The sequence below is a fragment of the Ancylobacter sp. G4_0304 genome (genome assembly GCF_047501495.1).
Taxonomy (GTDB): Bacteria; Pseudomonadota; Alphaproteobacteria; order Rhizobiales; family Xanthobacteraceae; genus Ancylobacter.
This window is the reverse complement of record NZ_JAZDRM010000060.1, coordinates 1-13,762: the sequence shown is the minus strand read 5'-3', so window position 1 is coordinate 13,762 and position 13,762 is coordinate 1. Positions and strand designations below refer to the sequence as shown.

Sequence of the window (13,762 nt, the reverse complement as noted above, 5' to 3'; positions counted from 1 at the left end):
CGAGTAAGGGGCGGTGCTTCGGCGCTGCGCAATGGAGGGCTCCGAAGGGCTTTCTGGTATACAAAGTGCACCGTGTGCTGTCTGAATACATAAATCGCCGGGCGATCGGGCGTGTATTGTCAATGGTTGTAAAATTTACATTCAGATACAATATCTAAGTTATTGTTTTATAACGATAAAAAATTAACACGCTGTACTTGACGGATGGAAATTGACTGAAATAATGTAAGCGCAATCATAAAAAGGGTGCTCGTCGCCCACATTTAGGGAGAAGACAATGAAGGGCTGGACAGCGCAGCTCCGTGCGGTGGTGGCTGCCGGTGCGATGGGTATCAGCGCACTAATGGCGTCGACCGCCGCCTCGGCCGTCGAGATCAAGATCGGCTACATGAAGCATCCGATCCAGGAAGCTTCCATCGCCATCATGGAGAAATGGGCCGAGAAGAACGGCGTGACCATCGTCAAGATTCCGATGGCCTACGAGATCTTCATGGAGAAGGTCACCGCCACCCTGACCTCGGGCGGCGATCAGTACGACATCATCTGGCACAATGACGACTGGGGCCAGCTCTGGAAGAACTGGCTGACGCCGACCAATGACGTGCCCGGCATGGACACCGTGCTGAAGCAGACCGTCGACGTCGCGTTCCTCAACGACGACGGCAAGCCGACCGTGGTGCCGATGGCCCATACTTTCGGCGTGTTCTACTACCGCACCGACCTCGTCGACGAGGCGCACCTGCCCAAGACCTGGGACGAGCTCTCCACCATCTCCCAGAAGCTGCAGCAGGACGGCAAGGTGAAGTGGGGCTTCGTCGGCTCCATGGCGATGAACCACAGCTGGTTCAGCTGGTTCTGGGCCAACTGGACGAACAATTGCGACGTGCTCGCCCCCGCTTACGAGCGCGACAACAAGGTGCTGGCCGCCAATGGCTGGAAGCCGATGATCGCCGACAAGTGCTCGCAGCAGGTGGTCGAATATTGGTGGGATGCCATCAACAAGACCAAGATCAGCCCGCCGGCGATGATCTCCTACACCCGCAACGACGCCAACGCGATCTTCCAGGCCGGTGACGCCGCCTTCACCGTGGCCGACCTCACCCTTTACGGCCAGTTCAACGACCCCAAGAAGTCCAAGGTCTCCGGCAAGATCAATATCGGCTTCCTGCCGCTTGGTCCGTCCCGCACCGAGCCGGTGGCGTGGAACGACATCTGGGGCTGGGCGATCCCGAAGGGCGTGCCCGCCGAGCGCAAGGAGGCCGCCAAGAAGATGCTCGGCGCCATGCTGCTCGACAAGGAAGGCCAGATCGAGCTGTGGAAGGCGACCGGTGGTCCGCCTCCGAACACCGAAGTGTGGAAGACGCTGGCTGAAACCGACCCGCTGTTCCGCCGCGCCGACGAAGTGGTGTTCAAGGTCATGAAGGTCATCGCCGGCGGCTACTACACGCCGGAATGGCCCGCGATCCACAAGGCCTACAATGACGGTGTGGTCGGCGCGCTGAACGGCTCGCGCGAGGATATCCCGAAGAAGCTGGAAGCGGCCGCACCCGCCATCCATGCCGCTGCGGCCCGGACGAACTGATCCTCTTCGAGGCCCGAACTGGGCGGAAGCCGCGAATGGCTTCCGCCTCCCTTTCCCCTCAGGGACAGCACGATATGAGACGCCTTGCCTCGTTCTTCGGTGAGAAGGAGCGCTTCATGCTGGCGCTTATCGCGCCGGCCGCCGTCACCATGGCGCTATTTCAGGTGGTTCCGATCATACTGGGCGCCAATGCCTCGTTCCGGGACTGGACCCTGTACGACCCCAAAAAGACCTGGGTCGGCCTCAAGCACTATATCGAGGTCATCACCGACCCGGCGTTCTTCGGGCTCGCCATTCCCAACACCCTGCTGTTTCTGGTGCTCAGCGTCTCGCTGTCGCTGACCTTCGGTCTTGGGCTCGCGCTGCTGCTCAACCGCAGCTTCGTCGGCCAGTCCGTGGTGCGCACCATCATCCTGCTGCCGCTGATGGTCGCCCCGGTAATCGCCTCGATCATGATGCGCTGGATGTTCAACGACCAGTTCGGCATCGTGAACGTGGTGCTGGAGAGCATCGGCCTGTCGCCCGTGGCCTGGCTCGCCTATCGCTGGACCACGATGATGGTGATCGTGCTCGCCGATGTGTGGCTGTGGACGCCCTGGTTCGCGGTTCTCCTGCTCGCCGGCCTGCAGAGCCTGCCGAAAGAGCCGTTCGAGGCGGCCGCCATCGACGCCGCCGGCCCGTGGCGCGTGTTCCGCTCGCTCACCCTGCCGATGCTGCGCCCGGTGATCGTGGTGTGCGTCGTCATCCGCTCGATCGACGCGTTCCGCGTGTTCGATCAGGTCTGGGTCATCTCCGGCGGCGGCCCGGCCCGCACCACCGAGATGTTCAGCATCTACGCCTATGTCGAAGCCTTCCAGCGCATGAATTTCGGCAAGGGCTCCGCGGCCGCGCTCGTCGGCGGCGTCGTGATCGTGATCTTCGGCCTGGTGCTCTACCGGCTGCTCAACCGTGCCGTGGAGGTATCGAAATGACCGTCGCCACCCTCGACACGCGAACCCCCATTGCCAAACCCGAGCGCGGCTTCTTCAGCCTGATGGCGCCGGGCGCGCGCCGGGCCTTCTTCTACCTCTTCGTCATCGGCGTCGGCTTCATCATCGCCTTCCCGGTGCTGTGGCTGGTCCTGACCTCGCTGCGCCCGGCCTCCGGCATGTTCTACGTGCATCGCGGCACGGAGTTCACCCTCGACAACTTCTTCGAGGTTTTCGAGAACCGCATCGTGATCAAGGCCTATATCAACAGCGCGATCATCGCCACGCTGGCGACCGTGCTCTCGCTCGGCATCACCGTGACCTCGGGCTACATGCTTTCGCGCTTCCGCGGTCCGATCGCCAGCGGCTGGTTCTCGATCATCTACGTGTTCCGCTGCGTGCCTTACATCTCCTGGGTGCTGCCGCTGTACATCCTGACGCAGAATCTGGGTGTCTACGACACCTATCTCGGCCTGCTGCTGCCCCACATCGCCGTGCATATCTGCTTCTTCTCGTGGCTGATGAAGGGCTTCTTCGACGGCATCGACCCGTCGATGGAATATGCGGCGCTGATCGATGGCTGCACCCGCTGGGGCGCCTTCGTCCGGGTGGCGCTGCCCTCCGCCGTGCCGGGCCTCGCGGCGCTCGCCGTGCTGTGCTGGCTGTGGACCTGGAACGAGTTCCTGTTCGCGCTGCTGCTCACCAGCCACCAGACCCCGGTGCTCACCGTGGTGATGGCGCAGTTCGTCCACGAACTCGGCATCGAGTGGAACCTCATGAGCGCCACCGCCGTCATGGCGCTTGGCCCGGCCCTGCTCATCACCTTCTTCGGCCAGAAATACGTCATCACCGGCCTGAAGATCTGATCACGCGCACCTCGTTGCGAATTCTGGAGTTTTCCGATGGCGGAAGTCGTTCTTAACCAGCTCGTCAAGAGCTATGGTGGCATGGCCGCGGTGCGCAGCATCGATCTGACGATCCCCGATGGCGCCTTTGCCGTTCTGGTCGGCCCGTCCGGCTGCGGCAAGTCCACCACGCTGCGCATGATCGCCGGCCTCGAAGAAATCAGCGGTGGCACGATCAGCATCGGGGGGCGGGTCGTGAACGACCTGCCGCCCAAGGATCGCGATATCGCGATGGTGTTCCAGAACTACGCGCTCTACCAGCACATGACGGTCTACGACAATCTCGCCTTCGGCCTGCGCAACCGCAAGGAAAGCGAGGCCAAGATTGCCGAGAAGATCGCTCATGCCGCCTCGATCCTCAGCATCGAGCCGCTGCTGCAGCGCCGGCCCAAGCAGCTTTCCGGTGGCCAGCAGCAGCGCGTGGCGCTCGGGCGCTGCATCGTGCGGCACCCGCAGGTGTTCCTGTTCGACGAGCCGCTGTCCAACCTCGATGCCAAGCTGCGCGCGCAGATGCGCATCGAGCTGAAGCGCCTGCGCGAGCGCGTGCCGGCGACCTCGGTCTATGTAACCCACGACCAGGTCGAGGCCATGACCCTCGGCGATATCGTGGTGATCATGAAGGACGGGCTCATCCAGCAGGTCGGCACGCCGCTGCAGGTGTATAACGACCCCGCCAACCTGTTCGTCGCCGGCTTCATCGGCGCGCCGGCCATGAACGTGTTCAAGGGCAAGCTGGACGCGGCGGGCGAGAAGGTGATGGTCGAGGGCGTCGCGCTCTCGGTGGGCGAGCGCAACCGGGCGGCCCTGCGCGGCCATGCCGGCCGCGAGGTCATGGTCGGCATCCGCCCCGAGCACATCGCGCTCGGTTCGCACGGCAACCAGCTCGAAGGTTCGGTCGACGTGATCGAGCAGCTCGGCTCGGAAATGCACCTCGACCTGAAGATGGGTAATGCGGCCTTCACCGTGGCCCGCGTCGCGCCCGACGCGCCGATCCGGCTGCATGAAAAGGTGACGGTCTCGATCCCGGCCGACCGCATGCACTTCTTCGACGCCGACACCCAGCTGGCGCTGCGCGCGCCGTCGCTGAGCGGCGCGCTGGCGGCCTGAGACGAGAGGGAACACCCGTATGCGCGTATTGATGACGGGCGCCGCAGGGGGCATCGGCAGGGAGGCGCGGAGCCAGCTTGCCGGCCGCTATAAGCTGCTGCGGCTCACCGACATGGTGGATGTCTCGCCGGCCGGGCCGGGCGAGGAGTGCGTCACGGCCGACATCTGTGACCTCGCTGCGTTGGAAGCTGCGATGCAGGGCATCGACTGCGTCGTGCATCTCGCCGGCATGTCGGTGGAGCCGGAGAGCAATGCCTGGGAACAGGTGCTGCCGGCGAACATCGTCGGTACCTACAACGTGTTCGAGGCGGCGCGGCGGGCCGGCGTGCGCCGCGTGGTCTACGCCTCCAGCCACCATGCGGTGGGCTATCATCGCCGCGCCCATGTGCTGGACGGCGACGCGCTGCCGCGGCCGGACAGCTTCTACGGCGTCAGCAAGGTGACCGGCGAGGCGCTGGGGCGGCTTTACGCCGACAAATACGGGCTGAGCGTGGTGAGCCTGCGCATAGGCGCCTATCGGCCCAAGCCGATGGACGTTCGGCACCTGTCTGTGTGGATCAGTCCGCGCGACATGGTGGAGCTGCTGCGCTGCTCGATCGAGGCGCCGCTGCTGCATTATGTCGTCGCCTATGGCATGTCCGCCAATACGCGCTCGATCTGGGACAACCGCGACGCGGCGGTCCTGGGCTATCGCCCGCGCGACAATGCCGAGGACTACGCCGACGAGGTGATCGCCACCGGCGCGCCGGAACTGGAGGGGGCCAAGCCCTTCCACGGCGGATGGTATTGCGCCTGGGGCCTTGGCGAGCATGGCCTGTTCATTGATTGACACGGCTTCCGCGCTTCCTCCAAGGTCGGTGCGGAATTGACGGGAGAACCACGAGTGCGGCCCAAGCGTACGCCTTCAGGTCGAGTTCGCGTGGAGGACATCGCGCGGGCGGTCGGTGTCTCCGGCGCGACGGTTTCGCGTGCGCTGAACGGCACCGGGCCGGTCGCTCCCGAGGTCAAGAGCAGCATTGAGGCTGCCGCCACCCGGCTCGGCTATGTGCCGCAGGGCGGGGCGCGGACGGCGCTGTCGCGCCAGCTCCCGGTGATCGGGGCGATCATCCCGCATCTGGAGAACCCCAATTTCGCCGCCGGCGCGGAGGCGATGCAGAGTCGCCTGCGCGAGTCGGGCTACGGCTTCGTGCTCGCCAGCAGCGGCTATGACCGCAAGAACGAGCTCGAAAAGGTGATGGCGATGGTCGCCCATGGCGCGCTCGGCATGATGCTGGTCGGCGCCGAGCACGACCCGGAGACCATCGAGTTCCTCAAGCAGCGCAACATTCCCTTCGTCGTGACCTGGGTGCTGTCGACGGAAGTGCCGAGCGTCGGCTTCGACAATGTGGAGGCGGCGGGGCGGATCGCGACCCATCTGCTCGATCTCGGCCATACGCGGATCGGCGCCATCGCCGGCATCACCCGCGACAATGACCGCGCGCGGGGCCGCCTCGAAGGCATGCGCCGCGTACTCGCCGATCGCGGGCTGACGCTGGGCCAGGAGGCGCTCATCGAGCGGCCTTACCGCATCGTCGAGGGGCAACTCGCGCTCCGCGCGCTTCTAGGCACACCGAACCCGCCCACGGCGGTCTATTGCGGCAACGACATGCTGGCCTTCGGCGCGCTGATCGAGTGCGCGCGGCAGGGCATCCGCGTGCCGCAGGATCTCTCCATCGCCGGCTTCGACGATCTCGACTTCGCCTCGCAGATCCGGCCCGCGCTGACCACGCTGCACGTTCCCGCGCGCGAGATCGGCGTGCGCACCGCCGAATATCTGCTGGCGCGGCTGGCCGGTGAGCCGGCGCCGCCGACCATCGAAATCCCCGTCGGCCTGATGGTGCGCGACACCACCGCGCCGCCGCGCAAGGGCTGATCCGTCCTCCTACCGGGTGACCTCTTTCATGTATGCACCGCCTCCCGTCGTCGAGACCGAAATCTTTGCGCGCGTTCCCGAGCATTTCCGCATCCATGGCCGCAGCTCGAAATGGGCGCAGGTGCAGCGCGGCGGGCGTCCGACGCCGGTGTTCCTCGAAGGCCCGTCCTTCGACCGGGCCGGCAATCTCTATGTCGTCGATGTCGCCTGGGGACGCATCTTCCGTATCTCGCCGGCCGGCGAATTCACGCTGGTCATCGAGTATGACGGCGAGCCGAACGGGCTGAAGATTCACCGCGACGGGCGCATCTTCGTCGCCGATTTCCGCCATGGCATCCTGCTGCTCGACCCCGAGCGCGGCACGGTCGAGCCGGTGGTGCAGGCTTCCGAGTTCGGGCCGTTCAAAGGGGTGAACGACCTGTTCTTCGCCTCCAATGGCGACCTCTATTTCACCGATCAGGGGCTGACCGGTTTCCAGGACCCGAGCGGCCGACTCTATCGGCTCAAGGCCGACGGGCGGCTCGACATGCTGGTGCAGGGCATTCCCAGCCCGAACGGCCTCGTGCTCAATCTCGACGAGGACATCGTGTTCGTGAACGTCACCCGCGACAATGCGGTGTGGCGGGTGCCGATGAACCAGGCCGGCGCGGCGTTCAAGGTCGGCGCCTATGTCCGGCTATCGGGCGGCAATGGGCCGGACGGCCTTGCCATCGACCAGAATGGCGGCCTCGCCATCGCCCATCTCGGCCTCGGCAGCGTCTGGATCGTCAACGCGATCGGCGAGCCGGTGGCGCGGGTGACATCCTGCGCGGGCCTCGCCACCACTAATCTGGCCTATGGCGGGGATGACCTTCGTTCGCTCTACATCACCGAATCCGAAACCGGGCAGATTCTGAAGGCGAGGGTGCCCACGCCGGGGCGCCTGATGTATTCGCATAGCTGAACCGGCACGGGCTTTCCGCCCGCCGCCACAGGAGCGAGAGACCATGATTTTCGAGATTGCCGAGATCGAGGCGAAGCCGGGCGCGGAAGCGGCGCTGGAGGCCGCTGTGGCCGAGGCGGCGCCGCTGTTCAAGCGCGCCAACAGCCTGAAGCTGGAGCGGGTGATCGAGCGGCCTTCCTTCTACCGGCTCGTGGTCGGCTGGGAGACCGTCGAGGACCACATGGTGCATTTCCGCGAATCGGCGGATTTCCAGGAATGGCGGCGGCTCGCCGGCCCCCACTTCGCCGCCCCGCCGCGCGTCGAGCATGTAGCGGTCGCGGTCGAAGGGTTCTGACGCGAAAGCTACCGGAATCTCCCCGCCAGCACGCAGAGCAGCTCGAACATGATGGTCGCGCCGGTCAGCGCGGTGAGGCCGGACGGGTCGAAGGGCGGGGAGACCTCGACCACGTCGGCGCCGATGATGTTCAGCCCGTCGAGCAGCCGGACCATCTGTTGCGCCTCGCGGGTGGAGACGCCCCCGATTTCCGGCGTGCCGGTGCCCGGCGCCTGCGAGGGATCGATCACGTCGATGTCGAACGAGACATAGGTCGGCCGGTCGCCGACCAGAGCGCGGGCTTCCGCCATCACGTCCTTCACGCCACGATCAGTGAATTCCTCGATGAACAGCAGCCGGATGCCGGCCTCGCGCGCCCAGTCGTAATTGGTGGCGTCGGAGATCGCGCCGCGCAGGCCGATCTGGATCACGCGTCTGGGGTCGAGCAGACCCTCCTCGATGGCGCGCCGGAACGGGGTGCCGTGCGTGTAGCGGTTGTCGCCGAAGAAGCTGTCATAGGTGTCGGTGTGGGCATCGAAATGGATCATGCCCACCGGGCTGTCCTTCACCAGACCGCGCAGGATCGGCAGCGAGACCAGATGGTCGCCGCCGGCCGCCAGCGGGAGCGCGCCGGCGTGGCGGATGCCGTCGAAGAAACCCTCGATCTTCGCGAGCGAATCCATCAGGTCGATGGGGTTGACCGGGGCGTCGCCGCAATCGGCGATGCGTGCGACATCATAGGGCGACAGGCCGGTGACGTGGTGTACGCGTCGCATCAGGCTGGACTGGTTGCGCAATTCGCGCGGCCCGTGGCGCGGGCCGGGGCGATTGGTGGTGCCGCCGTCGAACGGCACGCCGACCAGCGCGATATCCACCTCTTCCGGGCTCGCCTGCGGCAGCCGCATGAAAGTGGGGATGCCGGAAAAACGCGGGGTGATGCCGGAATCGACGGGCTGGTAATGCTCGATCGGGGTGGTCTTGGTCACAAGGCGTATCCTTCGCGAAAGAACCCCCAAGTGGTCGGCGGGAAAGCCCGGCCTGTCAATCCGTGACGTAATATTGTCTATACATATTTGCCGTGTTACTCACGCCTCTCCCTGTGGCGGCGTGTCTGGCGGGAACTTGCAGAGGACCGCGCGGCTGTGCGCGGCGCTTGCGGGCGACGTGCAGGAGCGGACAATGCCCCGCCGCCGCGGCGAGGCACTGGCCGGGTGGGGGACACAGAGACAACCGCATGTTCAGTATCGACGTCGCGCTGAAATCCTTGCCCCTGCTGCTCGGGGCCTCCGTGTGGACGATCGTCTATTCGCTGGCCTCGGTCGCCATCGGCTTCTGCATCGGCACGCTGATGTGCGCCGCCGGGCTGTCGCAATCGCCGGCGCTGCGCGGCATTGCCGCTTTTTACGTCAGCTTCTTTCGCGGCGTCCCGCTGCTGGTGCAGCTTCTGCTCTCCTATTACTGCCTGCCGCTGATCGGCATCAACGTGCCCTCGTCGGTCGCGGCTGTGGGCACGCTCGCGCTGTGCACCGGCGCCTATATCGCGGAAATCCTGCGCGGCGGCTTTCTCGGCATTCCCGCCGGGCTGATCGAGGCCGCGCGCATGGTCGGCCTCTCGCGCGCGCAGATACTGACGCGGATCGAGGTGCCGATGGCGGTGCGCTTCACGCTGCCCTCGCTGGTGAACGAGACCACGATGATGGTGAAGGCCTCCTCGCTGATCTCGGTCGTCGGCGTGCTGGAACTCACCCGGCTCGCCCAGAACATCGCCACCTCGACCTTCCAGCCGCTGGAAATCTACCTCACCGCCGGCGTGATCTATTTCGTGATCAACGCCGCGATCACCTTTGTCGGCTCGCTCGCCGAGCGGCGCTTCCGCGCGGAGAAGGCGGCATGACGTTCAACCTCGCCATCCTCACCGACAACTGGCCGCTGCTGCTGGACGGCATGCTGCTGACCATCTTCATCTGGGTCGTGGGCACCGCGATCGGGCTGGCGATCGGCCTCGCCGTGGCGGTCCTCCAGCTCTTCACCAATCGCTGGCTCGCCGCGCCGCTGACCTTCTATGTCTCGGTGATGCGCGGCACGCCGTTCCTGATCCAGCTCTTCGTCATCTATTATGGCGGCCCTTTCTTCGGGCTCGACCTGACGCCGCTGGTGGCCGGTGTCGGCGGGCTGGCGCTCTATGGCGGGGCGTATTTTTCGGAAATCTTCCGCGCCGGCTTCCTGTCGGTGCCGCCTGGCCAGATCGAGGCGGCGCGGATGATGGGCATTTCGCGGATAAACATCATCCGCCATGTGCAATTGCCGCAGATGCTGGTCATCATCCTGCCGGCGCTGGCGAACATGACGGTGCTGCTCTCCAAGGAGACCGCCGTGCTCTCGGTGATCACGGTCAACGAGATGACCTCGGTGGTGCAGTCGATCGGCTCCACCACCTTCGCCTTCGCCGAGACGCTGCTGTTCCTGGCGGTGGTGTACTGGGCCTTCCTGGAAATCGTCACCGCTCTCGCCCGGCGCCTTGAAAAGCGCGTCGGCCGCTTCACGCTGCGCAATCAGCACTGACGTTGCCACACGGACTTCGCCGCACGGACTTCGCGAAAGGGACCGCCACATGAGCGCACAGATGGCCGCAACGGGCCGCCCGATCATCGATGTGAAGGGCGTGTGGAAGCGCTTCGGAACGGTGGAGGTGCTGAAGGGCATCGACCTGTCGATCCAGAAATCGGAGGTCACCTGCATCATCGGGCCCTCGGGCTCGGGCAAGTCGACGCTGCTGCGCTGCATCGCCTTCCTGGAGGAGTACAGCGACGGCGAAATCTACATCGAGGGCGAACTGCTCGGCTTCTCGCTGGAGGACGGGAAGCGCCGGCGGGTCTCCGACGCCGAGGTGGCGCGGGTGCGGCGCAATGTCGGCTTCGTGTTCCAGCAGTTCAATCTGTGGCCGCACATGACGGCGCTGGAGAACGTCGCGGCGCCGCTGCGGCTGGCGCGGGGCATACCGCGCGAGGATGCCGCGAAGCGCGCACGGGCCATGCTCGACAAGGTGGGGCTCTCCGCGCGGGCGGATGCCTATCCCAGCCAGCTTTCCGGCGGCCAGCAGCAGCGCGTCGGCATTGCCCGCGCGCTCGCCATGGAGCCGCACATCATGCTGTTCGACGAGCCGACCTCGGCGCTCGACCCGGAGCTGGTGGGCGAGGTGCTGCAGGTGATGCGCGACCTCGCGCGCGAGGGCATGACCATGGCGGTGGTGACCCACGAGATGGGCTTCGCCGCGCAGGTGGCCGACAAGGTGGTGTTCATCGACCGCGGCGTGATCGCCGTGAGCGGCTCGCCCGAGCAGGTGTTTCGCGACAATGACAATCCGCGGCTGCGCCAGTTCCTGCAGAACTATTTCGAGCGTAACGTCTTCTGGCAGTCGGGCGACGAGACGCCGGCCGACGCGCCCGCCGTGTGACCTCTTCTGTCTGTGAAGTTTGCCTGCGTTTGCGGCATGGCGCGTTGCGCGGCACTCGGAGTTATGTCTAGATTTAATCGACAAGGCGCCGGCGGTCCGAGAGGCTTCCGAAGCGCCCGGATGGGAACAGGAGACCAACCAATGCGCATGATCAGCCGGCGTTCCGCCGTCACCCGTACCCTCCGGCTCGCCGCGCTCGGCGTCGCGGCCTCGCTGGCTTTCGCCGGCGCCGCCAAGGCCGAGGACCTGCTCGCCAAGGTCAAGGCCAAGGGCGAACTCACCGTCGGCACCGAGCTGCAATTCGCGCCGTTCGACTTCATCGAGGATGGCAAGCAGGCCGGCCTCAACAAGGAGCTGTTCGAGCTGATCGGCAAGGAGCTCGGCGTCAAGATCACCTTCCTCGACCTGCCGTGGCCGAGCGTGCTGCCGGGCCTTGAGGCCGGCAAGTTCGACATGGTGGCCGGTCCCGCCACCATCACCAAGGCGCGCATGGAGCGCTATCGTTTCTCGACCCCGATCGCCGACGCCACCGTCGCGATCCTGAAGAAGAAGGGCGACGCCTCGATCACCAAGCCGGAAGACATCGCCGGCAAGAAGGTCGGCAGCGCCAAGGCGACCGCCCAGCTCGCCCAGCTCCAGGAATTCGCCAAGACGCTGCCGAGCGCGCCGACCATCCAGGAATATGTCGACTTCAGCCAGTCCTATGCCGACCTCGGCGCCGGCCGCATCGTCGCGGTGGCGAACTCGCTTCCGAACATCGCCTATCTCGCCAAGCAGAAGCCCGACGTGTTCGAGGTGGTGCAGCCGCCCTTCGGCAAGCCGGTCTATTTCGGCTTCATCGGTACCAAGGCACCGGATGCGCAGTCGCTGATGGACGCGGTGGACGCCGTGATCATCAAGGCGAAGAACGACGGCACGCTCGGCAAGCTGCAGGAGAAGTGGTTCGGCACCGCGATGAAGACCCCCGACCACGTCACCGAGGCCAGCTTCTGAGCCTTTCCGCCACGGCGGACCAAGGACAACTCCCGGAGCACACAGGTGCCCCGGGAGTTTTTGATTCAGGGGGCGGTTTCAGGCGGTGACTCGAATAGAACATTTAAAGAACATTCCGCTTGAAGCCCGGCCGAGCGACGGGCAATGTCGCGTGATCCAGGAGGAGGGCAACACCATGGCGATCATCGGCCGGCAACAGGCAGGGCAGTTCGGACTGACGCTGATCGTCAACGATGTGGCGGCAGCCGCGGATTTCTATCGCGACGTATTGGGTGCCGAGGAGGTGGTGCGCAGCTTCGCGCCGAATCCGGTCGAGGCGCCTTCGTCCGTCGCCGATTCGACCGAACTGCGGCTCGCCGGGACTTATCTGATGCTGTGCCGGGAGAATCCGCGCTGGCGCGAGGCGCCGCGCCCCGACTGGCCGCGCTCGCCGCTCTCGGCTGGGGCAGCCTCGGCATTCATGGTGCTCTATGTCGAGGATGTCGAGGCGGTCTACGCTCGTGCGCTGGCGAGGGGCGCCACGCCGACCCGTCCGGACAGCGTGCCGGAGGAGACCTATTGGGGCGACCGGCTGGTGCAGTTCCATGATCCGTTCGGCCATGTCTGGCGGGTCATGACGCGGATCGAGGACGTCGCGCCGGCGGACCTTGCCCCGCGCCTAGAGGCCGCGCTCGACTCCCACCGCGTCGCACGCGCGGCGGGTTAGCGCCTCACCCCTGCGGGGAGAAGCGGGCGACGAGGTCGTAGAGGTCGCCGCGGAAGATCTGGCGCACATAGGTGATGGTGGCGCCGGCGCGCCAGGTGCGCCGTTCCAGGCACAGGCAGGCTGCGCCCTTGGCGAGGGACAGGCCTTCGGCCATCCGCGCCGTGGCGTTGAGCGCGCTGATGCGGTGTTCCGCTTCGGTCCACGGCACGTGGTTGAGCAACCAGGTGCCGGGGGGCACGGTGGAGAAGTCCGCCTCCGCGGCCTCCGGCACCACCGACAGGCCGATCAGCCGCTCCTCGATCGCCAGCGGACGACCGCCGGAAAAATGGCGGCAGCGGATGTCCAGCACGTCCGCGCCGTCGGCGAGGGCGGATTCCAGCGGATCGTCGGCGTTGGCCAGCCGGCGCCGGCAATGGATCAGCTCATAGCCATAGCTCTCGCCCCGCGCGGCGATCTCGATCTGGATGTCCGGTATCTGGAGCACCGCCGAATGGATGCGCGGCTGGGCGACGAAGGAGCCAGCGCGGCGCCGACGCTCGATCAGCCCCGCCGCCGCGAGGCCGGCGATGACCTTGTTCACGGTCATGCGCGCGCAGCCATACTGCGCCATGAGCTCGTGCTCGAACGGGATGCGGTGGCCGGGCGGCCATTCGCCCGAGAGGATACGGCTCTCGATATCCGCGCGAATGCGCTGGTGAAGCGTCAGGCCCGCCTCGGCGGTCGCCTTGAGTGTCGCGGATGCTGCCACGCCGGAACGCTCTCCGATGCATGTATGTCGCGCCTTGGGCGCCTGCCGCACAACTATAGGTGCATCGGATAAATATGTATATACATTATCTTAGTGCGCGGGCGCCCCGCATGAGCTGCATGGCGGCGCAG

General features: G+C 65.7%; 15 protein-coding genes. 13 read left to right on the top strand and 2 right to left on the bottom strand.

What is annotated here, in order from left to right:
- Nucleotides 1-277: 277 nt before the first annotated feature.
- From VRZ77_RS21080 to VRZ77_RS21045, 8 genes are all read left to right on the top strand, one after another.
- Complete coding sequence (locus VRZ77_RS21080) at nucleotides 278-1,582, top strand: ABC transporter substrate-binding protein (protein ID WP_414594533.1); 1,305 nt, start codon at nucleotides 278-280, stop codon at nucleotides 1,580-1,582.
- Between the two features lie 74 nt (nucleotides 1,583-1,656).
- Nucleotides 1,657-2,553 carry a carbohydrate ABC transporter permease gene (locus VRZ77_RS21075; protein WP_414594532.1) on the top strand — a complete coding sequence of 299 codons (897 nt, stop codon included), beginning with the start codon at nucleotides 1,657-1,659 and terminating at the stop codon, nucleotides 2,551-2,553.
- Nucleotides 2,550-3,416 carry a carbohydrate ABC transporter permease gene (locus tag VRZ77_RS21070; RefSeq protein WP_414594531.1) on the top strand — a complete coding sequence of 289 codons (867 nt, stop codon included), beginning with the start codon at nucleotides 2,550-2,552 and terminating at the stop codon, nucleotides 3,414-3,416. The genes VRZ77_RS21075 and VRZ77_RS21070 overlap by 4 nt, the downstream gene beginning before the upstream one ends.
- Before the next feature lie 36 nt (nucleotides 3,417-3,452).
- On the top strand, nucleotides 3,453-4,562 hold the full coding sequence (locus VRZ77_RS21065) for an ABC transporter ATP-binding protein (protein ID WP_414594530.1): 1,110 nt from the start codon (nucleotides 3,453-3,455) through the stop codon (nucleotides 4,560-4,562).
- 31 nt (nucleotides 4,563-4,593) lie between these two features.
- Entirely contained in the window at nucleotides 4,594-5,391 is a 798-nt protein-coding gene (locus VRZ77_RS21060; RefSeq protein WP_414594529.1) for an NAD-dependent epimerase/dehydratase family protein, read from the top strand.
- Nucleotides 5,392-5,481: 90 nt separating this feature from the next.
- Nucleotides 5,482-6,474, top strand: coding sequence for a substrate-binding domain-containing protein (locus VRZ77_RS21055; protein WP_414594528.1), 993 nt, complete (start codon nucleotides 5,482-5,484; stop codon nucleotides 6,472-6,474).
- A gap of 28 nt (nucleotides 6,475-6,502) precedes the next feature.
- Nucleotides 6,503-7,417, top strand: coding sequence for an SMP-30/gluconolactonase/LRE family protein (locus tag VRZ77_RS21050; RefSeq protein WP_414594527.1), 915 nt, complete (start codon nucleotides 6,503-6,505; stop codon nucleotides 7,415-7,417).
- A gap of 43 nt (nucleotides 7,418-7,460) precedes the next feature.
- Entirely contained in the window at nucleotides 7,461-7,751 is a 291-nt protein-coding gene (locus tag VRZ77_RS21045) for an antibiotic biosynthesis monooxygenase family protein (RefSeq protein ID WP_414594526.1), read from the top strand.
- Nucleotides 7,752-7,759: 8 nt separating this feature from the next.
- Here VRZ77_RS21045 and speB read toward each other — a convergent pair whose 3' ends face one another.
- Nucleotides 7,760-8,635 (bottom strand): agmatinase, encoded by an 876-nt coding sequence (gene speB / locus VRZ77_RS21040; protein ID WP_414594534.1) that lies wholly within the window; start codon nucleotides 8,633-8,635, stop codon nucleotides 7,760-7,762.
- Between the two features lie 329 nt (nucleotides 8,636-8,964).
- Between speB and VRZ77_RS21035 the strand changes: the two genes are divergently transcribed.
- The 5 genes from VRZ77_RS21035 to VRZ77_RS21015 all read left to right on the top strand — a co-directional run bounded on the left by VRZ77_RS21035 (nucleotide 8,965) and on the right by VRZ77_RS21015 (nucleotide 12,883).
- Nucleotides 8,965-9,624 carry an amino acid ABC transporter permease gene (locus VRZ77_RS21035; RefSeq protein ID WP_414594525.1) on the top strand — a complete coding sequence of 220 codons (660 nt, stop codon included), beginning with the start codon at nucleotides 8,965-8,967 and terminating at the stop codon, nucleotides 9,622-9,624.
- On the top strand, nucleotides 9,621-10,292 hold the full coding sequence (locus VRZ77_RS21030; RefSeq protein ID WP_414594524.1) for an amino acid ABC transporter permease: 672 nt from the start codon (nucleotides 9,621-9,623) through the stop codon (nucleotides 10,290-10,292). Before VRZ77_RS21035 ends, VRZ77_RS21030 begins: the two co-directional genes overlap by 4 nt.
- Before the next feature lie 49 nt (nucleotides 10,293-10,341).
- Entirely contained in the window at nucleotides 10,342-11,184 is an 843-nt protein-coding gene (locus VRZ77_RS21025) for an amino acid ABC transporter ATP-binding protein (RefSeq protein WP_414594523.1), read from the top strand.
- 141 nt (nucleotides 11,185-11,325) lie between these two features.
- A complete protein-coding gene (locus VRZ77_RS21020) occupies nucleotides 11,326-12,177 on the top strand; it encodes a transporter substrate-binding domain-containing protein (RefSeq protein WP_414594522.1) in 852 nt (283 codons plus the stop codon).
- Nucleotides 12,178-12,328: 151 nt separating this feature from the next.
- Complete coding sequence (locus VRZ77_RS21015) at nucleotides 12,329-12,883, top strand: VOC family protein (RefSeq protein WP_414594521.1); 555 nt, start codon at nucleotides 12,329-12,331, stop codon at nucleotides 12,881-12,883.
- A gap of 4 nt (nucleotides 12,884-12,887) precedes the next feature.
- Here the strand turns inward: VRZ77_RS21015 and hutC are convergent, their stop codons facing one another.
- A complete protein-coding gene (gene hutC, locus VRZ77_RS21010; RefSeq protein WP_414594520.1) occupies nucleotides 12,888-13,631 on the bottom strand; it encodes a histidine utilization repressor in 744 nt (247 codons plus the stop codon).
- Nucleotides 13,632-13,762 lie beyond the last annotated feature (131 nt).

Bases quoted from the DNA above. Each gene is read 5' to 3' on its own strand.
- speB (WP_414594534.1), bottom strand. From the start codon at position 8,635: ATGCGGCTGCCGCAGGCGAGCCCGGAAGAGGTGGATATCGCGCTGGTC.
- VRZ77_RS21070 (WP_414594531.1), top strand. From the start codon at position 2,550: ATGACCGTCGCCACCCTCGACACGCGAACCCCCATTGCCAAACCCGAG.
- VRZ77_RS21045 (WP_414594526.1), top strand. From the start codon at position 7,461: ATGATTTTCGAGATTGCCGAGATCGAGGCGAAGCCGGGCGCGGAAGCG.
- VRZ77_RS21035 (WP_414594525.1), top strand. From the start codon at position 8,965: ATGTTCAGTATCGACGTCGCGCTGAAATCCTTGCCCCTGCTGCTCGGG.
- VRZ77_RS21030 (WP_414594524.1), top strand. From the start codon at position 9,621: ATGACGTTCAACCTCGCCATCCTCACCGACAACTGGCCGCTGCTGCTG.
- VRZ77_RS21050 (WP_414594527.1), top strand. From the start codon at position 6,503: ATGTATGCACCGCCTCCCGTCGTCGAGACCGAAATCTTTGCGCGCGTT.
- VRZ77_RS21020 (WP_414594522.1), top strand. From the start codon at position 11,326: ATGCGCATGATCAGCCGGCGTTCCGCCGTCACCCGTACCCTCCGGCTC.
- VRZ77_RS21025 (WP_414594523.1), top strand. From the start codon at position 10,342: ATGAGCGCACAGATGGCCGCAACGGGCCGCCCGATCATCGATGTGAAG.
- VRZ77_RS21080 (WP_414594533.1), top strand. From the start codon at position 278: ATGAAGGGCTGGACAGCGCAGCTCCGTGCGGTGGTGGCTGCCGGTGCG.
- VRZ77_RS21060 (WP_414594529.1), top strand. From the start codon at position 4,594: ATGACGGGCGCCGCAGGGGGCATCGGCAGGGAGGCGCGGAGCCAGCTT.
- VRZ77_RS21075 (WP_414594532.1), top strand. From the start codon at position 1,657: ATGAGACGCCTTGCCTCGTTCTTCGGTGAGAAGGAGCGCTTCATGCTG.
- VRZ77_RS21065 (WP_414594530.1), top strand. From the start codon at position 3,453: ATGGCGGAAGTCGTTCTTAACCAGCTCGTCAAGAGCTATGGTGGCATG.